Origin of the sequence: Aliivibrio fischeri ATCC 7744 = JCM 18803 = DSM 507 (assembly GCF_023983475.1) — a bacterium.
GTDB lineage: Bacteria > Pseudomonadota > Gammaproteobacteria > Enterobacterales > Vibrionaceae > Aliivibrio > Aliivibrio fischeri.
On sequence record NZ_CP092712.1, the window covers coordinates 421952 to 444826 of the forward strand.

Annotated in this window: 26 protein-coding genes and 2 pseudogenes; 14 read left to right on the forward strand and 14 right to left on the reverse strand. The window is 39.0% G+C overall.

Annotation, left to right across the window (positions count from 1 at the left end; translation table 11 throughout):
* The first annotated feature begins 3 nt into the window (after positions 1-3).
* Entirely contained in the window at positions 4-822 is an 819-nt protein-coding gene (locus AVFI_RS01925) for a carbon-nitrogen hydrolase family protein (protein WP_054775775.1), read from the forward strand.
* Between the two features lie 93 nt (positions 823-915).
* On the forward strand, positions 916-2361 hold the full coding sequence (gene tldD, locus AVFI_RS01930) for a metalloprotease TldD (RefSeq protein ID WP_065596638.1): 1446 nt from the start codon (positions 916-918) through the stop codon (positions 2359-2361).
* 86 nt (positions 2362-2447) lie between these two features.
* On the opposite strand, the gene yjgA is transcribed toward tldD, so the two are convergent.
* Entirely contained in the window at positions 2448-2978 is a 531-nt protein-coding gene (gene yjgA, locus AVFI_RS01935; protein ID WP_005417486.1) for a ribosome biogenesis factor YjgA, read from the reverse strand.
* 118 nt (positions 2979-3096) lie between these two features.
* Here yjgA and AVFI_RS01940 point away from each other — a divergent pair.
* The 3 genes and pseudogenes from AVFI_RS01940 to pmbA all read left to right on the forward strand — a co-directional run.
* Positions 3097-3537: pseudogene (locus tag AVFI_RS01940) on the forward strand (PmbA/TldA family metallopeptidase); the annotation flags it as partial.
* 45 nt (positions 3538-3582) lie between these two features.
* Positions 3583-4811 (forward strand): IS3 family transposase gene (locus tag AVFI_RS01945; RefSeq protein WP_408580437.1). Its coding sequence is split into 2 segments (ribosomal slippage): positions 3583-3946 and positions 3946-4811, totalling 1230 coding nucleotides; the frame shifts between segments, so codons are not numbered across the junction.
* Positions 4812-4850: 39 nt separating this feature from the next.
* A pseudogene (gene pmbA / locus AVFI_RS01950) lies at positions 4851-5753 on the forward strand (metalloprotease PmbA); the annotation flags it as partial.
* A gap of 83 nt (positions 5754-5836) precedes the next feature.
* Here pmbA and mgtE read toward each other — a convergent pair.
* The 12 genes from mgtE to AVFI_RS02010 all read right to left on the reverse strand — a co-directional run bounded on the left by mgtE (position 5837) and on the right by AVFI_RS02010 (position 15220).
* The gene (gene mgtE / locus AVFI_RS01955; protein WP_005417489.1) at positions 5837-7192 is read right to left on the reverse strand and encodes a magnesium transporter; all 1356 of its coding nucleotides are present in this window, start codon (positions 7190-7192) and stop codon (positions 5837-5839) included.
* A 150-nt stretch (positions 7193-7342) separates the two neighbouring features.
* Positions 7343-7621 (reverse strand): HPr family phosphocarrier protein, encoded by a 279-nt coding sequence (locus AVFI_RS01960; protein WP_005417490.1) that lies wholly within the window; start codon positions 7619-7621, stop codon positions 7343-7345.
* Positions 7622-7639: 18 nt separating this feature from the next.
* The gene (rapZ, locus tag AVFI_RS01965) at positions 7640-8494 is read right to left on the reverse strand and encodes an RNase adapter RapZ (RefSeq protein WP_005417491.1); all 855 of its coding nucleotides are present in this window, start codon (positions 8492-8494) and stop codon (positions 7640-7642) included.
* Between the two features lie 23 nt (positions 8495-8517).
* Complete coding sequence (ptsN, locus tag AVFI_RS01970; RefSeq protein WP_012534023.1) at positions 8518-8961, reverse strand: PTS IIA-like nitrogen regulatory protein PtsN; 444 nt, start codon at positions 8959-8961, stop codon at positions 8518-8520.
* Between the two features lies 1 nt (position 8962).
* Positions 8963-9250: a ribosome hibernation promoting factor gene (gene hpf, locus AVFI_RS01975; protein ID WP_011261180.1), complete on the reverse strand. Its 288-nt coding sequence runs from the start codon at positions 9248-9250 to the stop codon at positions 8963-8965.
* 19 nt (positions 9251-9269) lie between these two features.
* Positions 9270-10739: an RNA polymerase factor sigma-54 gene (locus AVFI_RS01980; RefSeq protein WP_188863901.1), complete on the reverse strand. Its 1470-nt coding sequence runs from the start codon at positions 10737-10739 to the stop codon at positions 9270-9272.
* 23 nt (positions 10740-10762) lie between these two features.
* The gene (lptB, locus tag AVFI_RS01985; protein WP_005417497.1) at positions 10763-11488 is read right to left on the reverse strand and encodes an LPS export ABC transporter ATP-binding protein; all 726 of its coding nucleotides are present in this window, start codon (positions 11486-11488) and stop codon (positions 10763-10765) included.
* Between the two features lie 2 nt (positions 11489-11490).
* Positions 11491-11988, reverse strand: coding sequence for a lipopolysaccharide transport periplasmic protein LptA (lptA, locus tag AVFI_RS01990; RefSeq protein ID WP_012533710.1), 498 nt, complete (start codon positions 11986-11988; stop codon positions 11491-11493).
* Positions 11969-12532 carry an LPS export ABC transporter periplasmic protein LptC gene (lptC, locus tag AVFI_RS01995; protein ID WP_012534144.1) on the reverse strand — a complete coding sequence of 188 codons (564 nt, stop codon included), beginning with the start codon at positions 12530-12532 and terminating at the stop codon, positions 11969-11971. The genes lptA and lptC overlap by 20 nt, the downstream gene beginning before the upstream one ends.
* On the reverse strand, positions 12529-13089 hold the full coding sequence (gene kdsC, locus AVFI_RS02000) for a 3-deoxy-manno-octulosonate-8-phosphatase KdsC (protein ID WP_005417500.1): 561 nt from the start codon (positions 13087-13089) through the stop codon (positions 12529-12531). Before kdsC ends, lptC begins: the two co-directional genes overlap by 4 nt.
* On the reverse strand, positions 13089-14063 hold the full coding sequence (kdsD, locus tag AVFI_RS02005) for an arabinose-5-phosphate isomerase KdsD (protein WP_054776215.1): 975 nt from the start codon (positions 14061-14063) through the stop codon (positions 13089-13091). Before kdsD ends, kdsC begins: the two co-directional genes overlap by 1 nt.
* 185 nt (positions 14064-14248) lie before the next feature.
* Positions 14249-15220, reverse strand: coding sequence for a calcium/sodium antiporter (locus AVFI_RS02010; protein WP_005417502.1), 972 nt, complete (start codon positions 15218-15220; stop codon positions 14249-14251).
* A gap of 201 nt (positions 15221-15421) precedes the next feature.
* Here AVFI_RS02010 and mlaF point away from each other — a divergent pair, with 201 nt between their 5' ends.
* From mlaF to idi, 9 genes are all read left to right on the forward strand, one after another.
* On the forward strand, positions 15422-16228 hold the full coding sequence (gene mlaF / locus AVFI_RS02015; RefSeq protein ID WP_005417503.1) for a phospholipid ABC transporter ATP-binding protein MlaF: 807 nt from the start codon (positions 15422-15424) through the stop codon (positions 16226-16228).
* The gene (gene mlaE / locus AVFI_RS02020; RefSeq protein WP_012533942.1) at positions 16221-17015 is read left to right on the forward strand and encodes a lipid asymmetry maintenance ABC transporter permease subunit MlaE; all 795 of its coding nucleotides are present in this window, start codon (positions 16221-16223) and stop codon (positions 17013-17015) included. Before mlaF ends, mlaE begins: the two co-directional genes overlap by 8 nt.
* 3 nt (positions 17016-17018) lie before the next feature.
* Positions 17019-17513 carry an outer membrane lipid asymmetry maintenance protein MlaD gene (mlaD, locus tag AVFI_RS02025; protein WP_012534287.1) on the forward strand — a complete coding sequence of 165 codons (495 nt, stop codon included), beginning with the start codon at positions 17019-17021 and terminating at the stop codon, positions 17511-17513.
* The gene (mlaC, locus tag AVFI_RS02030) at positions 17513-18154 is read left to right on the forward strand and encodes a phospholipid-binding protein MlaC (protein ID WP_012533956.1); all 642 of its coding nucleotides are present in this window, start codon (positions 17513-17515) and stop codon (positions 18152-18154) included. Before mlaD ends, mlaC begins: the two co-directional genes overlap by 1 nt.
* A complete protein-coding gene (locus tag AVFI_RS02035; RefSeq protein ID WP_011261191.1) occupies positions 18154-18474 on the forward strand; it encodes an STAS domain-containing protein in 321 nt (106 codons plus the stop codon). The genes mlaC and AVFI_RS02035 overlap by 1 nt, the downstream gene beginning before the upstream one ends.
* Positions 18474-18731 (forward strand): BolA family iron metabolism protein IbaG, encoded by a 258-nt coding sequence (ibaG, locus tag AVFI_RS02040; protein ID WP_005417509.1) that lies wholly within the window; start codon positions 18474-18476, stop codon positions 18729-18731. The genes AVFI_RS02035 and ibaG overlap by 1 nt, the downstream gene beginning before the upstream one ends.
* Before the next feature lie 11 nt (positions 18732-18742).
* Positions 18743-20011, forward strand: a complete 1269-nt coding sequence (gene murA, locus AVFI_RS02045; RefSeq protein ID WP_005417511.1) for a UDP-N-acetylglucosamine 1-carboxyvinyltransferase — start codon at positions 18743-18745, stop codon at positions 20009-20011.
* A gap of 147 nt (positions 20012-20158) precedes the next feature.
* Positions 20159-20887, forward strand: coding sequence for a 1-acylglycerol-3-phosphate O-acyltransferase (locus AVFI_RS02050; protein WP_005417513.1), 729 nt, complete (start codon positions 20159-20161; stop codon positions 20885-20887).
* A 71-nt stretch (positions 20888-20958) separates the two neighbouring features.
* Positions 20959-21504 (forward strand): isopentenyl-diphosphate Delta-isomerase, encoded by a 546-nt coding sequence (idi, locus tag AVFI_RS02055; RefSeq protein WP_054776217.1) that lies wholly within the window; start codon positions 20959-20961, stop codon positions 21502-21504.
* Positions 21505-21563: 59 nt separating this feature from the next.
* Here idi and AVFI_RS02060 read toward each other — a convergent pair.
* Positions 21564-22792 (reverse strand): IS3 family transposase gene (locus AVFI_RS02060; protein WP_408580437.1). Its coding sequence is split into 2 segments (ribosomal slippage): positions 21564-22429 and positions 22429-22792, totalling 1230 coding nucleotides; the frame shifts between segments, so codons are not numbered across the junction.
* Positions 22793-22875 lie beyond the last annotated feature (83 nt).

The following is a 22875-nucleotide window of genomic DNA, read 5'->3' on the forward strand; positions in this document are numbered from 1 at the left end:
ATTATGAGTAAAGTTGGTATTGTTCAGATGACTTCGGGAGCGGAGCCCGATGAGAATATTAAGCAGCTAAAACTCAAACTAAAAGGGCTACAACTACAAGGTGCTAAGTTAGTTTTAACTCCAGAAAATTGCATAGTCTTTGGGCAAAAAAACGATTATGAGCGATATGCCGAGCCAGTAGGTAAAGGTGTATTACAAGATCAATTGTCAGCGCTTGCTCGTCACTATCAATTGTGGCTTGTGATAGGTTCATTTCCTACAAGAAATGAAAATGGCAGTTTATCGACAACCAGCCTTGTATTTGATGATAATGGTCATTTAGTTGAACATTACAATAAATTGCATATGTTTGATGTTGATGTCGAAGATAGACATCAGAGTTACCGAGAATCCGATACTTTTACGGCTGGTAATGACATTAAAGTCGTAGATACGCCTATTGGGAAAGTTGGACTATCGATTTGCTATGATGTGCGTTTTCCTCAGTTGTATAGTGAGTTACGTAAACAGGGGGCTGAAATTATTCTTGTTCCCGCTGCTTTTACTAAAGTTACTGGTTATGCACATTGGGACATATTATTACGTTCAAGAGCCATAGAAACTCAGTGTTGGGTACTTGCTGCAGGGCAGTGGGGGAAACATGGCGCTGGACGCGAAACATGGGGGCATTCAATGATTATTGACCCGTGGGGTAATAAAGTGACCGCACAACAAGAAGGTACTGGCGTTATTATTGCTGATATAGACCTTGAGCAAATGAATCAAATTCGAAAAAAAATGCCCGTAGCTCAACACGCTCGTTTAACTAGCCATCTACTTTAAATACAGAAAAGAGTGAGTTTAGCCTATAAAACTCACTCTTTTTTCTTCATAATTAAACGATAGATTTTAAATTCTTAAAAAAGAGTATTCCTAATGAGTTTGCAAGAAGTAGAACAATCCTTATTGAGTCAAGCAGGGATCGGTCAGCAGGAACTGTCTCAGACCTTAAGCACCATCGCAAAACGAGACGTAGACTACGCTGATATCTACTTTCAATCATGTTGGCATGAGTCATTGGTACTTGAAGACAGTATTATTAAAGACGGGTCTTTTAATATAGATCGTGGTGTAGGTATTCGAGCTGTTGCTGGAGAAAAAACAGGGTTTGCTTATTCAGATCAGATTAACCTTGAAGCATTAACTCAGAGTGCTAAAGCGGCTCGTGGTATCGTTCAGCAAGGTGGTGAAGGTAAAGTTAAGGCATTTTCATCGCAGTCTATTCCTCAATTTTATCAGCCTGTAAATCCGTTAAATAGCTTAGATAAGCAACAGAAGATCGCATTGCTTGAAGAGATCGACGCTTATATTCGTGCGAAAGAACCGCTAGTTCAAGAAGTGTCTGCAAGCATAAGTGGTGTTTATGAGCAAATGCTTGTTGCAGCTTTAGATGGTACCTATGCTGCCGATATTCGTCCATTGGTACGTCTTTCTATTAGCGTATTAGTTCAGCGTGGTGATAAGCGTGAACGTGGTAGCGCTGGTGGTGGTGGCCGCTATGGTTATGATTATTTCTTAACGGAAGTAAATGGTAAATCTATTGCACTAGAGTTTGCTGATGAGGCGATTCGCCAAGCCTTAGTTAATCTTGATGCTGACGCAGCACCTGCTGGTATGATGCCTGTGGTTCTTGGTTCTGGTTGGCCAGGGGTTTTATTGCATGAAGCAGTAGGACACGGTCTTGAAGGTGACTTTAACCGTAAAGGTTCGTCAGTATTTGCTGGCAAAGTTGGTGAGAAAGTAACGTCTTCTGTATGCACTATTGTTGACGATGGCACTATGCTTGATCGCCGTGGTTCATTAAATGTCGATGATGAAGGTGTTCCTGGGCAATACAATACACTAATCGAAAATGGTGTATTAAAAGGCTACATGCAGGATAAGCTTAATGCTCGATTAATGGGTGTTGCACCTACAGGTAATGGCCGTCGTGAGTCTTACGCACATTTACCAATGCCTCGTATGACGAATACTTATATGCTGCCTGGTGAGTATGCACCTGAAGAAATCATCTCAACAGTTAAAAAAGGTATTTATGCACCTAATTTTGGTGGTGGCCAAGTAGATATTACCTCTGGTAAGTTTGTTTTCTCAGCATCAGAAGCATATTTAATTGAAGATGGTAAAATTACTCGCCCAGTAAAAGGGGCAACATTAATTGGTTCTGGCATTGAAGCAATGCAGCAAATCTCGATGGTTGGTAATGATTTATCACTCGATCGTGGTGTTGGTGTATGTGGCAAAGCTGGTCAGAGCGTACCTGTTGGAGTTGGTCAACCAACGCTTAAACTAGATGCTTTAACGGTTGGTGGTACAGAGTAATACTGACAACGAAATGAATAAAAAAAGAGCCAAGGATCATTAAGATGCTTGGCTTTTTTATTAACAAAAATATGAATTCAAAAGAATTACAGATCTTCGTTTAGGTATAAATCTTTTAAGATTTGGAAAATTTCACGGAACGCCTTTGGTGGCTTGTTCGATGCTTTTTCTTTTTTAGCTTGGCGCGCAAGTTGGCGGAAACGCTGACGATCGGCGTCAGGGTATTTCACCATTACTTCTTCAATTACTGCGTCACCTTCTTCAATCATACGATCTCGAAGTGTTTCTAGTTTATGAAGTGCGGCTGTTGCTTGTGAGTGCTTGTTGCGAATTTTATCTAGAGCTAATTGAATTGGCTCTGGATCTTCATTACGCATTAGCTTACCAATGAATTGCAGTTGACGACGTTTCGCTTCATTTTTAAAACGCTGAGCATCATTGATCGCTTCTCTCAGATCGTCTGAAAGAGGGAATTTAGCCAGAACAGATGGTTTTAAACCAACTAACTCTTCGCCCAATTTTTGTAAGTCTTCCATGTCGTTTTTCATCTCGGTCTTACTTACCCAGATGATCTCTTCTTCCTCTTCCCAAGGAGCTTTCTGATTTTTTCTTGCCATGATCTTCATTCTTTAATGGGTGATTGACTCTATTTTAGCAAGATAAATGAATAATTGGGCGCAAATTTATCACATAGAATGTTATTCTAGTAAAAATGTATCTATTTAGTCAGATGTTATGGGCGCAAAACAGCAAATGATGAATCAAAAAATTGAACTCGAAGCAGCGGTAGCTAAAGCTTTAGACATGGCGACACAGCATGCAAGTGCAGCAGAAGTTGCTATTACAAAAACGACAGGCATTAGTGTATCAACACTTATGGGTGAGGTTGAGAATGTTGAATTTAACCGTGATGGTGCGTTAGGCATCACTGTATACCGTGGTCATCGTAAAGGCAGCGCATCAACATCTGATCTAAGTGATAAAGCGATTCAACAAACGGTTGCTGCAGCACTTGATATTGCAAACTACACATCAGAAGACCCGTTTTCAGGTCCAGCGCCAAAAGAATTAATGGCGAAAAATATTCCTGATTTGGATTTATTTCACCCAGATGAGCCAGAGCCAGATTATGCCGCACAAAAAGCCATTGAAGCTGAGCAAGCGGCTTTAGAGTACCACTTGTCTCGTCCTGAAATGTGTTTACACATTTAGGACTTTTATATGACAAATCAAGAAAAAACAAAGAATAAGCGAACTCAACGCGATTATTCATTAGGCTTTAAATTGCAGCTTGTTGCCGCTATAGAAAAAGGCGATATGACCTATAAGCAAGCTCAAAACATTTATGGCATTCAAGGTCGATCTACCGTACTTACTTGGTTAAGAAAACACGGTAAGATGGACTGGTCTCAATCACCTAAGATTATTATGCCTAAATCCCCGAAAGCGAAAGAATCGCCTGCACAAAAAATTAAACGTTTAGAGCGAGAGCTTGATGATGAAAGAATGCGTAATTTATTACTTAATGAAGTAGTGAATATCATGGACGCAGAACATGGTGCAGGCCTTAGAAAAAAGTATATTGCCAAGGAGCAAGAAGTCTTCAAAAGCAGAAAATGATCAGCTTAGAGCGAGCTAGTCAGCTACTTGGCATTACAAGACAATGTATATACCAACAAGAACGTAGAGCTCTGAAACGTGCCGTTGAACTTTCACCGGTTAAAAATATGGTGCAAGAAATTCGTCGATATATGCCTCGTATTGGAGGTAAAAAATTATATTTTTTACTTAAGCCCAAATTCATCACTCATGGCATAAAGTTAGGCAGAGATAACTTTTTTTCCTATTTAAGAAATGAGTGCTTATTAGTAAAACCTAAACGAAGTTATACAAAAACTACCTATAGTAAGCATTGGATGAAAAAACATCCTAATTTACTTAAAGAAGTAACACCTCAAGCATCTGAAGAGGTTTTTGTTAGTGATATCACTTACGTTCAATCACAAAAAGGTATTCATTATTTATCTTTAGTAACAGATGCTTATAGTCGAAAGATAATGGGATATGAATTAAGTGATGAAATGAAAGCTACTGATGTAGTCAAAGCTCTTGATATGGCGATAGATAGCCGTCAATATCAAAGGAGTACGATTCATCATTCAGACCGAGGATTACAGTATTGTTCAAAGGTTTATCAGGAAAAATTGAATAAAAATGATATTAAGCCATCAATGACGGATGGTTATGATTGCTATCAAAATGCATTAGCAGAGCGAATAAATGGGATACTTAAACAAGAGTTTCTTTTGTATGACTGTAAAGATTTAGAGGAGTTAAGGCATTTAGTTGAAGAATCTATTTTTATTTATAATGAAATGCGGCCACATTTAAGCTTGGGAATGAGTACACCAAATCAAGTACACAAAAAAGCCAAGTGCGTACGCACTTAGCTTTCAATTAAAAATCGTCAACGTATTTTAGGACGAGACAACTCATCAATTAAGCAAAGCGACGGTGCTAGCTACGATAGTCATTATGGCATTAAAGTATATGGTAACAGTCATGGTATGTTGGCAAGTTACCCTTCAAGTCGTCAAAGTATCAGTTGTAGTGTGATTGGTGTTGATAAAAATGGCGATATGGAACGTGATTATAGCTACACCGTTGCTCGTCATCGTGATGATTTATGGGATGCTAAAAAAGTAGGTTTAGAAGCTGCAAAACGCACAGTAAGTCGTTTAGATGCTAAAAAGCTAGATACTATGAAGGTACCTGTAATGTTTGCTGCTGACGTTGCTACAGGCTTATTAGGGCACTTAGTTATGGCGATTAGTGGTGCTAACTTATACCGTAAATCGACATTTATGCTTGATAAGTTAAATGAGAAGATTTTACCTGAATGGTTTAACGTAAGTGAGCGTCCACATATTTTAAAAGGACTGGCAAGTAGTCCATTTGATAGTGAAGGATTATACACTCAAGACCGTGAAATCATTACCGATGGTGTATTAGCTACGTATCTACTAACTAGCTATGCTGCACGTAAATTAAACATGACACCAACAGGCCATGCCGGTGGTATCCATAACTGGTTTGTTAAATCTACAGGTCAAAGCTTTGAGCAAATGCTGAATACCATGGGTACAGGTCTTTTAGTGACAGAGCTTATGGGACAAGGTGTGAATACGGTAACGGGTGATTACTCTCGTGGAGCAGCAGGTTTTTGGGTTGAGAATGGTGAAATTCAATATCCGGTCTCTGAAATTACCATTGCGGGTAACCTTGCTGACATGTATCACAATATTGTTGCTGTAGGTAATGATGTAGAAACACGCTCGCAAATTCAAACGGGTTCTATTTTAATTGAATCAATGAAGATTGCTGGTCAGTAGTCGTAATACGAATAAAGCATAAATAAAAAAGCGCGCAATCATTAAATGAGAGCGCGCTTTTTTATGTCATGTAAAAATCAAAATTACATCAGGATGGTTGCTAGGCCAAGGAAAGCAAATAGGCCGATAACATCGGTAATGGTGGTTAATGCCATGCCACCAGCTAATGCAGGATCGATATTCATTTTTTTAAGAATCAAAGGAATCGATACACCAGCAACACCCGCTACAGTAAGGTTAACCAACATAGCTGCAGATATAATAGCACCAAGCATGATGTCACCTTTCCAAACCATCACAATGCCACCAATGATAGCTGCCCAAAGAATACCATTTAAGATGCCGATACCGGCTTCCTTCATAAGCAGTTCTTTTTTGTTACTGTCACCGATATGACCCACTGCTAAGCCACGAATAACCAGAGCAACAGTTTGGTTACCAGCCACGCCACCCATTGATGGTACGATTGTCATTAAGACTGCAATAGAAGCCATTTGCGCTAAGGTTGCTTCAAACATGTTTGAAACCGATGCGGCAGCAAGTGCTGCAAGTACATTCATACCAAGCCAAACACTACGACGACGTGCAGATTTTACTACGGGTGCAAAGGTATCTTCTTCGTCATCCATACCGGCCATACTCATCATTGAGTGTTCAGCGTCTTCACGAATAACATCGACAACATCATCGATAGTAATACGACCTAAGAGCAAATTATTTTCATCAACAACTGGTGCAGAAACCCAGTTACGACGTTCAAATAAATTCGCAACTTCACCATCATCCGTATTTACAGGAATCGCTTCATCGGCGTCTTCCATTACATCACTGACCAGAACATCGGGCTGGGCAGTAAGAATTGTAGTTAAAGATAAATGACCGATTAAGCGGCTTTCTTCATCTAATACGTACAGTGCATCGGTGGCTTCTGGTAATTCACCTTTCATACGAAGGTAACGAAGAACAACATCGATCTCGACATCAGCACGAATCGTTATGAAGTCGGTATTCATCATACCGCCAGCGGTGTCCTCTGGGTACGATAGAGCGGTTTCAACGCGGAAGCGATCAACCGTATCCATTTGGCTCAATACTTCACGAGAAACATCGTCAGGTAAGCTACGAAGAACGTAAGCGACATCATCTGTCTCCATACCTTCTGTTGCTTCAGCAATGCTTTCTGGAGCCATTTGAGAGACGATGCCATCTTTTACATCTTCAGATAGCTCATCAAGGATCTCACCGTAATCTTCAGGATCGGTTAACTGCCATAATACGTTACGGCTTTTTCTGGGCGAAGCTTCTAATAGATGGGCAATATCCTCGGGTTCCATGTCCTGTAATAAACGACGAACATGGACAAACATCCCACTATCAAGTGCATTAGATACTTCTTGAAGAGTTTGATGGGTTTGATCGAAATCTTGTAGCTCTTGCATACTCTCCCCCATAGAAAACCGATTTCTAACTCGAATAATGAGTATAGACAATCTAGATTAGATAATGGGCTGAATAGTAACGCAATTTGGAAGGCACGATAAGTGAATTTTGTAAGGATTGGGTTAAACAGGTGTTGAGATGAGTATTATCTACTCATCTTCATCAAAACCCGCTTCAATAAGCTCACAAATAGCATTGAGTGCTTGTTCTGCATCAACGCCATCAGCAGAGACATCTACGTATTGTCCTTGTGATGAATCGAGCATTAAAAGCCCCATAACACCATCTGCCGTTGCTTGAGTATTCTCTTCATTGGTTAAGGTAATTACAGCATCAAAGCTTTGTGCCATCTCAACTAATTTTATTGCGGCGCGAGCATGCAAACCTAATCGATTTTTTATTAATAAGTGGCGAGATGAGATTGGCATAATTAAGGCTCTTTAATATTAATGTCTTTCTAGGGTTTTATGACGGATCTGAACTTGTTTACCTCGCTGTTTAAAGTATTCCCCTAATTGTTGGGTAATATAAACAGAGCGGTGTTGACCACCAGTACAACCAATCGCTACGGTTAAATAACTGCGATTGTTTTTTTCAAGAGCAGGTAGCCAGGTGGTCAAAAATTGTTGGATTTGCTCTTTAAGTTGGATGACTTCTGCGTGTTTTGCTAAATAGTCAGCAACGGGTTTATCTAACCCTGTCATCGGGCGTAAACTTGGTTCCCAATGAGGATTAGGTAAGAAGCGTACATCAAAAACATAATCAGCATCGGTGGGTAAACCGTGCTTAAATCCAAAAGATTCAAATACCATCACCAACTCTTTAGATTCTCGACCTAGGATCCGTGAGCGTAGGGTTTCACTTAAATCATGAATCGATTTTGTTGTGGTATCTAAGACAAGATCGGCTTCTTCTCTGTAGTCACTTAAAATGCTTTTCTCAAGTGTTACGGCTTGTTCTAAAGAACATTGCTCTCCGATTAAAGAGAGCGGGTGCAAACGGCGAGTTTCGCTGTAGCGCTTAATTAGCTCTTTATCTTCAGCATCTAAAAAGATAACCGTAACATCATGTGTTTTCTTTAATAGCGCTAAGGTGTTTTTTAATAATGCAGGATCTTTAGGTAGGTTGCGGATATCAACACTGACAGCAACATTTTGACTGCTATGTTGAATGGATTCCACAAACTGAGTGAGTAAATCAATAGGTAAATTATCAACACAATAATAACCAAGATCTTCTAATACACGTAAAGCGACAGATTTACCTGCACCAGAGCTTCCGCTAACTACCATGAGTTTCATTATTATGACCTTAAAAAAGATGGTTAAGATGTGATGATTTGATAAAGCTCGTCATCATTTTCCGCATGGCGCAGCTGACGTAATACTTGTTTATCATTGAGTTTTTCAGCAACACTAGAAAGTGTTTTTAGATGAAGCTTACATTGTTCATCGGGAACGAGAAGTGCAAAAAGAATATCAACAGGACGATTATCAATAGCATCAAATTCGATGGGTTCTTGGCATTGGATAAGTACAGCTACGGCATTATCACAATTGAACATTCGGCCATGGGGGATAGCTATCCCATTACCTATACCAGTACTTCCCATTTTTTCTCGGTTTAATAAGCTTTCAAAAAGCTCTTGAGGGCTTTGACCAATTTGAGGTGCGGCAATCTCACTAATAAGTTCTAATGCGCGCTTTTTGCTTGTGCATTGGACTGCACTTTTCGTGCAATCCAATGAAAGAATGGTGCTTAACTGCATGTTAATGACTACTTAGTTTTTCTTTATGTTTATTGAGTTGGCGGATCAATTTATCAACCAAACCATCAATAGCTGCATACATATCTTCTGAGTCAGAATGAGCGTGTATGTCACCTTGATTTACGTGAAGTGTTGCTTCTGCTACATGCTGTACTTTTTCTAATTTTAATACAACATGTACATTATTAATGTGTTCAAAAAAACGCTCTAATTTTTGGAATTTGGTATTCACATACTCACGAAGGCTATCGGTTAGTTCGACGTTTTGACCTGCGATGTTTATTTGCATAACACTTCCTTTTAATTAATTAAAGTAAACGCTTACGCTGATTTGATGGTGCGATACCAAGTGATTCACGATATTTAGCAATGGTACGGCGTGCTACTTGGATCCCTTGCTCAGCCAGTAAGGTTGCAATTTTACTATCACTTAACGGCTTAGCTTGATTCTCAGCCGCAACCAATTTTTTCACTAGTGCTCGGATTGCTGTAGATGAGCATTCACCACCATTATCCGTACTAACATGACTAGAGAAGAAATATTTCAATTCAAAAATACCTCGAGGGGTATGCATGAACTTCTGTGTTGTTACTCGTGATATGGTGGATTCGTGCATATCGACATCTAATGCGATGTCATTTAAAACCATAGGTTTCATTGCTTCTTCACCATATTCGAAGAAATCTTGTTGATGTTCAACTATACAACGTGCAACTTTGAGCAGCGTCTCGTTTCTGCTCTCTAGGCTCTTAATTAACCACTTTGCCTCTTGCAAATTGGTTCGAATGAATTGCCCATCCGGAGTGTTGCCCATTGTCTTACCAAGAGCCGCATATTCAGCGTTTACTTTTAAGCGAGGAACACTGTCAGGGTTAATGGTTACAACCCATTTTCCATTGTGTTTGAATACAGAAACATCAGGAATAACGTACTCAGTTTCAGTATCGATAACACGATTACCTGGGCGAGGCTCTAACTCGTGAATAAGCATCATGACTTGCTTTAAGTCACTTTCTTTAAGCTTAGTCTCTTTTGCTAGTTGTCGGTAGTCTCGATTTCCTAATAAATTAATATGATCTTTTAAAATCAGCTTAGTTTCAGGTAACCAAGGTGTATCAGCAGGGTAAGTTGCAAGTTGAAGTAATAGACACTCAGCTAAATCACGAGAAGCAACACCTAGTGGATCAAATTGTTGAATGCGTTTTAAAACCGCTTCAACTTCATCCATTTCAACCTCTTCATCTCCAATACTTTCTAAAATATCGTCGAGAGAACTAGTCAGGTAACCGTATTCATCTAATGACTCGATAATCGTGGTTGCGATTGTTCTATCAAGATCGGTAAATGGGGTTAAGTCAGCTTGCCACATCAGATAATCTTGCAAGCTTTCTGTGGTTTCACCTTGATAAATAGGTGTGTCATCATCAATAGCTAATCCAGTGCTTCCACTGTTTGCGCTATAAACATCATCCCAACTTGCATCCATCTCAAGTTCTTCTGAAATATTATTGCTTTCAATGACATCGCTGCTATCAGTTACTGGTGTTTCTTGTTCTGCTGATGCGGTTTCTTTTTCCGCTTGAGGCTCAGGAGAGGTAAGAGTTTCAGGTGTGCCTAATGCTTCCTCTTCTACATCTAGAAGTGGATTTGAGTCGAGCGCTTCTTGAATCTCTTGCTGTAGGTCAAGGGTCGATAATTGCAATAATCGAATAGCTTGCTGCAACTGAGGCGTCATAGCAAGTTGTTGTCCCATTTTTAACTGAAGAGATGCTTTCATTATTTAGCGATACCTTTTGTACATTACAACTTAAATTGATCACCAAGATAAACGCGTTTTACGTGTTCATCATTTAATACGTGTTCAGGAGTGCCATTTGCAATCATGTGACCTTGACTTACGATGTAAGCGTGCTCACATACATCAAGCGTTTCACGAACATTGTGGTCAGTGATTAATACGCCTAAACCACGATCTCTTAGGTGTTGAATGATCTTTTTGATATCAATAACAGAGATAGGGTCAACACCAGCAAATGGTTCATCCAATAAAATGAATTTAGGATTAGCAGCGAGTGCGCGTGCGATTTCAACACGACGACGTTCACCACCAGATAGCGCCATACCATTACTATTACGGATGTGCTGGATATTGAACTCATCTAATAGTTCTTCAAGTTTATCAAGACGTTCAGCTTTATTTAGATCTTTACGCGTTTGTAAAACGGCCATGATATTGTCAAATACTGACAATTTTCTAAATATAGAAGCTTCTTGAGGTAGATAGCCTATCCCCATTTTTGAGCGGTTATGCATTGGTTGCAATGAGATGTCGACACCATCAATAGTAATCGAACCTTCATCACGAGCGACTAAGCCTACAATCATATAGAAAGAGGTCGTTTTACCTGCACCATTAGGCCCTAATAAACCAACAATTTTTCCAGATTCAACGGTAAGGCTTACATCGGAAACTACTTTGCGGCTTCCGTATGTTTTTGCTAAATTCTTTGCTTCTAATATTGCCATAATTATTTATTATTCAATTGGCTAGGCTGAAGGATGGTTGTTACGCGATCGTCTTTACCACCATCAGCAATTAGTTTTTGAGTCTTCATATTATAGGTAATTACTTTACCTTTTATGATGCTGTCATCTTGGGTTAGCTCTGCGCTATCAGTCATTTTTAGAAATTCGTTTTCTAATTCATAACGTAATTTATTCGCTTTACCTTTTAATGTTTTACCATCATCAGTTAATTGACTAAAGCGAGTTGGTTTTCCATATGCTTCTAACACTTCTCGTCCTTCTTTACCTTGAGGACGAATCACCACAATTTTATCTGCAAAAATTTCGATACTGCCTTGTTTTAGAGTCACGTCACCTGTAAAGGTTACTTGGTTACTCTGCATATCAAAATTCTGTGAATTTGAATTAATGTGGATCGGTTGTTCTGTATCGCTACTCAATGCCCAGCTTGAAGCACTGAAAAGTAGACTTGCAAGTAGACTAACGTGTGAAAGCTTCATAGATACCTTGTACATTTTCTAATAGGGTTGCTTCTTGGCTTGTGAAGTTACCTTTCATTCCAACTCCTGTTGTTTCAAAAGTAGGGCCAATGAGATTAACAACATCCTCTGTCATAAAGTCTTTTGTCGTTAGCTCGATCTTCATACTGTCCGTTGTCATTGTCTCAAATGCTGCGTCAGGCAGTAGATTTTTAACAATGACGTTACCACTTAAGTAAAGTTCGTGCTTTTTATTTAAAACGCCGAGATCGGAGATGATCTCCCATTCTTTTAATTCACCATCTTTGAATACAAAAAGGTGAGGTGTTGTGAAGTTCGTTTCACCAGTCTTACCAAATCGAGCTAATGCTTTTGCGTTTATTTGATAGTTACGAATACCACTTACATCGTAGTTATTATTCGAAATTCCTTTACCTGTAAAAACAGGGACTTGTTGGTCTGGTGTTGTCTGTTGTTCACCTTTCACGTAGTCATAATATAAGTTGTAGCCTGACCAGCTACAAATCATCAATAGAATGGCCATGAAAAGATGTTTTAAGCTCATATGCTCAAACCTTTATGTTGCTCTAATTCACCTTTTGCTTCGAGGATCAGGTCACTTACTTCACGAACAGCACCATGACCACCTTTTATGGTTGTTACATAGTTTGCACGTTGAACTAATAAAGGGTGTCCATCAGCAACACATACCTTTAATGCAACTTTTTCCATAACAGGCCAATCAATAAGGTCATCACCAATATAGCCAGTATGCTCAGGAGCTACATTGAGTTTAGTTAAAATATCTTGGTATGCTTGTAATTTGTTGTCTTGTCCTTGATAGATCAATTTAATACCAAGAGCTGTCATTCGGTTTTCAACAATTTTTGAGCTACGACCCGTAATAATCGCAATTTCAACGCCTGCTGACATGAGTGATTTCACACCATAACCATCGCGAGTATGGAACGTTTTTAATTCTTCGCCATCATTACCCATGTAAACAAGGCCATCAGAGAAGACGCCGTCAACGTCACAAATCAGAAGCTTAATGTCTTTTGCTATGTTAAAGATTGACTCTTCAACTTGGCCATAAAGAGTTGAAACTAATTTTGTTGTCATTACATCACTCCCGCTTTTAATAAGTCATGCATATTCAATGCACCAACTAAGCGATGAGTTTCATCACAAAGTAATAATCCATTTATTTTCTTATCTTGCATTAGGTTTAGACCTTCAACAGCAAGTAAGTTTGGATTAGCAACCGCTGGAGAGTGTGTCATTACTTCTCCAATAGTTTGAGTATGGATATCGATCTTATTATCTAAAAGGCGACGTAAGTCACCATCAGTGAAGATACCAATTACTTTTTGCTCGTTATCAACGATAGCTGTCATTCCTAACCCTTTTTCAGACACTTCTAAAAGTGCTGTTTTAATAAGAGCATCAGCCGTAACCATTGGCAATTCATCACCTGTATGCATGATGTCTGATAATAAGAGTAGTAATTTACGACCCAAAGCGCCACCTGGATGTGATAAAGCAAAGTCATCAGCAGTAAAGCCTCTTGCTTGAAGAAGCGCAACAGCAAAAGCGTCTCCCATAGCAAGGGTTGCTGTTGTACTTGATGTTGGCGCTAAACCAAGAGGGCAAGCTTCTTGAGGAACCGTAATTTGAAGGTTCACATCAGCGACTTTTACCATGCTAGATTCCGGTTTACCTGTCATTGTAATTAACGTGATACCTAGACGTTTAATTACTGGCAGTAAAGCAAGGATTTCAGACGCTTCACCTGAGTTAGAAATAGCAATAACAATATCGCCTTTTTCAATCATGCCTAAATCACCATGGCTTGCTTCGCCAGGGTGTACAAAGAAAGAGGGAGTGCCTGTACTTGCTAAGGTAGCTGCAATCTTATTACCAATGTGACCTGATTTACCCATTCCCATAACAACAACTTTTTGCTTGCATTCAAGCATTAATTGACACGCTTTAGTGAAGTCATCGTTAATGTAATTGCTGAGTTGGGTAAGAGCATCGATTTCAATTTGAAGAACATTTTTTCCTGCTTTGCAGAAATCAAACTGAGTTGCCATCGGTTACCACCTTGCTGTATTTGAGCGGAATTTATGATTTAGAGGAATAGCCTATACAAATATTATGCCATTTGCCAGAGCTAGTTCAATATTGAGTAGGTAAAAGAAGGTAAATTATCGGGATAAATACCCCATAAGTTCATGATTTTTATTGTTCATCAAACTTATGGGGTTTAAAAGAATGGTTAACCCATATTTAGAAATAAATAGCCTTGGTAGACACAGAAACACGTCACCAAAATACCGCCTTCTATGCGATTAATACTGCGGCTTTTTCCTAATGCCATAATGAGTAATAAGATGGATACACCTAGCATTACATAGAAATCACGGCCCATAAGATCAGGACTGATTTCTGATGGATTAATTAATGCCGGAATTCCCATTACTGCAAGAATATTAAATACGTTTGAGCCAATGATATTACCTGCAGCCATATCATCTTCACCTTTAAGCACACCAGCAACAGAAGCCGCTAACTCAGGAAGGCTTGTACCTAATGCAATGATAGTTAAGCCGATAACTAAATCACTCATACCAAAGTATTTAGCGATAACAACGGCATTATCAATCAGCATGTTTGCACCCACAGGAAGTAAGATAAGACCTACAACAACCCAGAAAAGAGCTTTACCGTTTGCCACGCCTTCTGGGATTTCAGATTCTTGTTCTTCAAGAAGAATATCCCCGTTTTGTTGTTCGTTTTTACTGATGTATAGCATTGCAATGATGAAGCAAGCAAAAAGGCCAATTAACAATAAACCTTCATAAAAGCCAAGGTAGTTATTAAACATAATACCACCAGCTAATAACGTAACCATCAGCATTAATGGTAGTTCGCGACGGATGATTGCTGAGCTGATTGCTAATGGTTTAATTAAGGCGGTAATACCTAAAATTAACGCGATGTTCGCAATGTTTGAACCAATAACGTTACCAACCGCAGTATCTGTTTTTCCATCTAAAGCAGCTGCAGCTGACACCATCATTTCTGGTGCAGACGAGCCCATGGCTAAGATAGTCATACCAATTACAAGAGGGGAAATACCATAGTTTCTCGCTAAGGCAGCAGAACCAAATACCAGTTTATCGGCGCCCCAAACCAATAGAGATAGACCGACGATAAGAAGTAGAGTTGGCATGAGCAGCTCTGTCATTGTGTTAATTTCCTTTTGTAGAAAGATGTTTTTTAGTTTGAATCGCTAATTTTGACGTTTCTCTAACAAAAAAGAAAGAAAAAAGGAGCGCTTTACGTGGAACAGTCTCTAAAGATTATTAAAAAATATAAGTTAGACAGATAAGTTCACGTATACTTATGATTATATTGTTAATGCATGATTTAAATGAGCAGTGAATATATGGGTACGCAGAGCACACTGATTAAAATAGAGAATCTAACCTTTAAACGTGGTGAGCGTATTATTTTTGATGATATTAGTTTGTCTGTTCCAAAAGGGAAGATAACGGCGATCATGGGGCCATCAGGAATTGGTAAAACCACATTATTACGGTTAATTGGTGGGCAAATACTTCCTGAATCAGGAAACATCCATTTTGAAGAGTGGAATATCCCCAAATTAGGGCGTAAAGCTCTGTATTTAGCTCGTAAGAAAATGGGGATGTTATTTCAATCTGGCGCATTATTTACGGATATGAACGTATTCGATAATGTGGCTTTTCCTTTGAGGGAACACACTCAATTGCCTGAAAAACTGATCCGTACATTGGTTCTCTTAAAACTTGAAGCTGTGGGGCTACGTGGTGCCGCTCAGTTGATGCCAAGTGAACTCTCTGGTGGGATGGCAAGACGTGCGGCATTAGCTCGTGCAATCGCATTAGACCCTGACTTAATAATGTACGACGAACCTTTTGTTGGTCAAGACCCTATAACGATGGGGGTATTGGTTGATTTAATTCGTAATCTAAATGATGCGTTAGGATTAACCTCTGTCGTTGTTTCACATGACGTTCCTGAAGTGATGAGTATTGCAGATCATGTCTATTTACTCGCTAACGGTAAAATTATTGCACAAGGTTCACCACAAGAATTGGAGCAAAATCCCGATCCTCAAGTTCGACAATTTTTGGATGGTGAATCTGATGGACCAGTACCATTTCGCTTTCCGGCTAATACATTAAATGAGGATCTTTTCTCTCATGAGTAATTTTTCACTTGTCTCTTCAATAGAACAGATAGGACGACGCGCTTTATCGGTTTGTGAAGCCTTTGGGCGTGCAACCTTTATGTTGCTTGGCGCGATATTTGCGAAACCTCAACCAATAAAAATGTTTCCTTTGCTGCTAAAGCAACTCTATTCCGTAGGTGTTTTATCTTTAGTGATTATTGTGGTGTCAGGACTCTTTATTGGAATGGTAATCAGCTTGCAAGGTTATATTATTTTAGTTGATTACGGGGCTGAGACCAGTTTAGGGCAGCTTGTTTCTTTATCACTACTTAGAGAGTTAGGCCCTGTGGTAACTGCATTGCTGTTTGCTGGCCGTGCGGGTTCTGCATTAACCGCTGAAATTGGATTAATGAAAACCACCGAACAAATTTCAAGTATGGAAATGATGGCTGTAGACCCGTTGCGTCAAATTATTGCACCTCGTTTATGGGCAGGGATCATTTCGATGCCAATTCTCGCTGTCATCTTTATGGCTGTGGGTATTTGGGGAGGGCAAATTGTCGGAGTCGAATGGAAAGGGATTGATTACGGCAGTTTTTGGTCGGTAATGCAATCATCGGTTGATGTGCGATATGACATTGTAAATAGCTTAATTAAATGTGTGGTGTTTGCATTTATTGTTACATGGATTGCTCTGTTTAATGGTTATGATGCAACGCCTACTTCTGAAGGTATTTCATTGGCAACGACACGCACAGTAGTGCACTCTTCGTTGGCGGTATTAGGTATTGATTTTGTGCTTACGGCACTGATGTTTGGGAACTAAATTATGCAACAGACACGTAAAGTAGAATTTTTTGTTGGCCTTTTTGTATTAGCAGGAATGGCCGCTTTACTGATGTTATTACTTAAAGTTGCGGATGTTCGCAGTGGTGGTAGTGGTGAGTATTACACTCTAAATGCTCAATTTGATAACATCGGAAGTTTAAAATCACGCTCACCAGTAAAAGTCGGTGGTGTTGTTATTGGCCGTGTAGATAACATTACTCTTGATAAAGAAAGTTATTTGCCTATCGTAAGCATGCAAATTGACAAACAGTTTGGTGCTTTTCCTGAAACCTCAGCGGCTCAAATTTTAACGTCAGGTCTGATTGGTGAACAATACATCGGGATTGTTCCTGGGTTTATTGACGAAGATATTGATATGTTAGGTAATGGTGATTTTATTGAAGATACCAAATCAGCATTGGTATTAGAGGATATGATCGGGCAAGTGCTATACAGCATTGGTGGTGATTCGTCAGAAGCAAGTGAGGAAGAGTAATGAAACAGTGGATAAGTGCAGTTATAGTCGTAATTTGTTTTTTTTCATCAGCGATTAATGCTCAAGAGATAGATAAAACAAAACCTTATGAAATGATGGCACAAGTATCTGAAATTACTTTTGCTCGATTAAAATCAGAGCAGAGTGCAATAAAAACGGACCCAAATATTTTAAAAACGGTCGTTGATGAAGAGTTAATGCCGTATGTAAATGTAAAATATGCAGCTTACAAATTATTAGGGACACACTTAAAGAAAACTACACCAGAAGAGCGAGCAGAGTTCGTGACTGCTTTTCGTGATTATTTAGTTGCCTCTTATGCTCAAGTTTTAACGTTATATACAGATCAAAAAATTGTATTAGAAAAAGCGAAAAAAATACCGGAAGGAAAAAGAATCATCAGTGTTCGTGTTGATATCTTAGATTCAGCTCGTCCGACCGTAAAAGTCGATTTCAAACTGCGTAAGAATAAAAAAACAGGTGAATGGCAGGCCTTTGATATGGTCGCTGAAGGAGTAAGCCTTTTATCGACTAAGCAGTCTGAGTGGAATGGTAAAATTCGCAAAGAAGGCATCAGCTCAGTAAGTGCTGAGTTACGCTCTTTAGCTAAGCAACCAATTCGATTAGAAGGCAATAAATAATGCCTGTTATCGATTTATGTGTAACTAAAGTTGATGAAATAAGCTTCAAAGGTGCTCTTGATCGTGAGACTGTGCCTAATATTTGGAATAAATTGACAAAGTGGCAACCTAATTTGAGTCAAGTAAAGGTAGACTTAGCTCACGTTAATCGCATTGACTCTGCAGGGCTTGTATTACTTTTACACCTAATAGAGCATGCAAAAAATCAAAACTGTCATATAATGTTTACTTTCGTCCCAGATCAGCTCATTACTTTAATTCAATTAAGTAATGTGGAATCATTGTTTGCTGATCATATAAATAACGCAAAGGTAGAGTAATGGATAGCGCCGAGATTAAAGAGTTACTAGACGCAGCACTTCAACTAGAAGAGATACATGTAAAAGGCGAAGGAAGCCATTTCGAAGTCATTGCTGTTGACGCATCATTCGCAGGTATGAGCCGAGTGAAAAAACAACAAACCATCTATGGACCTTTGATGGAGCATATCTCAACGAACACAATTCATGCTCTATCAATAAAAGCGTTTACTCCTGAAGAGTGGGCACGTGATAAAAAATTAAATAGCTTATTCTAAGAGGCCCTTTGATGTATAAGTTTCGAATTCAAGGAAGTGATAAGCCACTTTCTGGCGAAGTTACAATTTCTGGTGCAAAAAATGCTGCACTACCAATTCTATTTGCTTCGTTGCTTGCAGAAGAACCTGTTGAAGTAGCAAATGTACCGAAACTTCGTGATGTTGACACCACGATGGAACTGTTAAAGCGTTTAGGTGCTGAAGTATCTCGTAACGGTTCTGTTCATATTGATGCAAGTGGCGTAAATGACTTCTGTGCACCTTATGATTTAGTAAAAACAATGCGTGCATCAATTTGGGCGTTAGGTCCATTGGTTGCTCGTTTTGGTAAAGGTCAGGTTTCATTACCTGGTGGTTGTGCTATCGGTGCTCGTCCTGTTGATCTTCATATTCACGGATTAGAGCAACTAGGCGCAACAATCAAACTTGAAGAAGGTTATGTAAAAGCGGAAGTTGATGGTCGCCTTAAAGGTGCTCATATCGTAATGGACAAAGTCAGTGTTGGTGCAACCATTACTGTTATGTGTGCAGCAACATTAGCTGAAGGCACGACGGTATTAGAAAACGCAGCGCGTGAACCTGAAATTGTTGATACTGCTAATTTCCTTAATGCTATCGGCGCTAAAGTGTCTGGTATGGGTACCGATACAATTACTATCGAAGGTGTTGAGCGCTTAGGTGGTGGTTATCACGAAGTGGTTGCTGACCGTATTGAAACAGGTACGTTCCTTGTTGCTGCTGCGGTATCTGGCGGTAAGATCGTTTGTAAGAATACAAAAGCACATCTACTTGAAGCGGTACTTGCTAAACTTGAAGAAGCGGGTGCAGACGTTCAAACTGGTGATGATTGGATTAGCTTAGATATGACTGGCCGTGAGTTAAAGGCGGTAAATATCCGTACTGCACCACACCCAGCATTCCCTACCGATATGCAAGCTCAATTCACACTTTTAAATATGATGGCCAAAGGTTCAGGTATCATTACTGAAACGATTTTCGAAAACCGTTTCATGCACATTCCTGAATTGCAACGTATGGGTGCTCATGCTGAAATCGAAGGTAATACTGCTATTTGTGGTGATACTGATGGTTTAAGTGGTGCTCAGGTTATGGCGACAGATTTACGTGCATCAGCAAGCCTTGTGATCGCAGGTTGTATAGCAAAAGGTGAAACAATTGTTGATCGAATTTATCATATCGACCGTGGATATGATAAGATTGAAGACAAGTTAACCGCTTTAGGTGCAAATATTGAGCGAGTTCATAGCGACGACTTATAAGTGTTGCGATATATACGCTTAATGTAAACGTATTAAAGTGGAAGCCGGGTATATTACTACCCGGTTTTTTATTGGTTGGAAATAAAGCTAATTTGTTCATTTAAAAAGATAATGATGAACAGGTTAGTGAGTTTAGGAGATACATTTATGATCGCATTGTTACGCCTGATTGCTTTGGCTATCTTTGCTGTCTTTACTTTTGTGTTTGGTTGCGGTTATTGCTTATTAAGCCCTCGTAATCCAAAGCACGTTTATACTTTTGGTCGCTTATTTGCTCGAATGTCACGTGTTTTTGGTATCAAACTAGAAATTCGTGTACCTGAGAGTGCAAAAAGTTCAGAGCCAAGTTTATACATTGCGAATCACCAAAATAACTGGGATCTTTTCACTGTTTCTGGTGCTATTCAACCAAGAACCGTAACGGTTGGTAAGAAAAGCTTAGCTTGGATGCCATTATTTGGTCAGCTTTACTGGATTACAGGGAATATTTTGATCGACCGTAACAATCGCAGTAAAGCGGTAGGTACGATTGCTCAAGTGGCAGAGAATATTAAAAAGCGTAATGTTTCTGTTTGGATGTTTCCTGAGGGAACGCGTTCACGTGGACGTGGATTGCTACCGTTTAAAACAGGCGCTTTTCATGCCGCTATTGCAGCAGATGTGCCTGTAACTCCGATTGTTTGTAGTAATACTCAAGGCAATATTAAGTTAAATCGTTGGAATAATGGACACGTAATTGTTGAAATTTTGCCGCCGATCAGCAGTGAAGGGTACGAAAAAGACAATGTGCGTGAATTAGCTAATTTGTGCCGTGAGCAGATGATTACTAAATTAGAAGAATTAAATAAAGAAGTTGCAGAGCGCAACCAAGCGTAATTAATTATCCTTAAATTTTATCTAAGGCATACGGTTTTCTGTGTGCCTTTTTCTTTTTTAGATGTGTAGACATGACAGAATATGTAGTACTTGTGAATGAGCAAGGTGATGCCATTGGTACAATGGAAAAATTAGAAGTGCATGAGAAAGGCTTGTTACATCTCGCTTTTTCAGTATTGCTCTATCGTGAAACGGATTTAGGAAAAGAGTTTTTATTACAAAAGCGTGCCGAGTGTAAATATCACAGTAAGAACAAATGGAGTAATACCTGTTGTTCTCACCCCCGAGTGAATGAAAACGTAGAGGCGGCGGGTACGCGACGTTTAAATGAAGAGATTGGTATAACTGGTGTTTTACCTGAGCAGTTCATAAATCTTGGTTGGTTTATTTATCAAGCTGAATTAGAAAATGGATTGAGTGAGCATGAGCAAGATTATATTTTGATTGCTAACACTCCAGATGTGAGTTTTATATTGAACCCTGAAGAAGTCAGTGACATTCAGTGGTGGAGTGAAGCTGATATTGAAAAAGAACTGAAAGCAAACCCAGATACTTTTTCTGTCTGGTTTCCTACAGTTTATAAGAAAGTACTTACTCACCTACATCAAGCGAACTAAATCGATATTCTTTTATTAGTGTCTCGTCCTAAAATACGTTGACGATTTTTAATTGAAAGCTAAGTGCGTACGCACTTGGCTTTTTTGTGTACTTGATTTGGTGTACTCATTCCCAAGCTTAAATGTGGCCGCATTTCATTATAAATAAAAATAGATTCTTCAACTAAATGCCTTAACTCCTCTAAATCTTTACAGTCATACAAAAGAAACTCTTGTTTAAGTATCCCATTTATTCGCTCTGCTAATGCATTTTGATAGCAATCATAACCATCCGTCATTGATGGCTTAATATCATTTTTATTCAATTTTTCCTGATAAACCTTTGAACAATACTGTAATCCTCGGTCTGAATGATGAATCGTACTCCTTTGATATTGACGGCTATCTATCGCCATATCAAGAGCTTTGACTACATCAGTAGCTTTCATTTCATCACTTAATTCATATCCCATTATCTTTCGACTATAAGCATCTGTTACTAAAGATAAATAATGAATACCTTTTTGTGATTGAACGTAAGTGATATCACTAACAAAAACCTCTTCAGATGCTTGAGGTGTTACTTCTTTAAGTAAATTAGGATGTTTTTTCATCCAATGCTTACTATAGGTAGTTTTTGTATAACTTCGTTTAGGTTTTACTAATAAGCACTCATTTCTTAAATAGGAAAAAAAGTTATCTCTGCCTAACTTTATGCCATGAGTGATGAATTTGGGCTTAAGTAAAAAATATAATTTTTTACCTCCAATACGAGGCATATATCGACGAATTTCTTGCACCATATTTTTAACCGGTGAAAGTTCAACGGCACGTTTCAGAGCTCTACGTTCTTGTTGGTATATACATTGTCTTGTAATGCCAAGTAGCTGACTAGCTCGCTCTAAGCTGATCATTTTCTGCTTTTGAAGACTTCTTGCTCCTTGGCAATATACTTTTTTCTAAGGCCTGCACCATGTTCTGCGTCCATGATATTCACTACTTCATTAAGTAATAAATTACGCATTCTTTCATCATCAAGCTCTCGCTCTAAACGTTTAATTTTTTGTGCAGGCGATTCTTTCGCTTTCGGGGATTTAGGCATAATAATCTTAGGTGATTGAGACCAGTCCATCTTACCGTGTTTTCTTAACCAAGTAAGTACGGTAGATCGACCTTGAATGCCATAAATGTTTTGAGCTTGCTTATAGGTCATATCGCCTTTTTCTATAGCGGCAACAAGCTGCAATTTAAAGCCTAATGAATAATCGCGTTGAGTTCGCTTATTCTTTGTTTTTTCTTGATTTGTCATATAAAAGTCCTAAATGTGTAAACACATTTCAGGACGAGACATAGATAAAAAATAAGGCAGAAGAAATTCTGCCTTATTTCGTT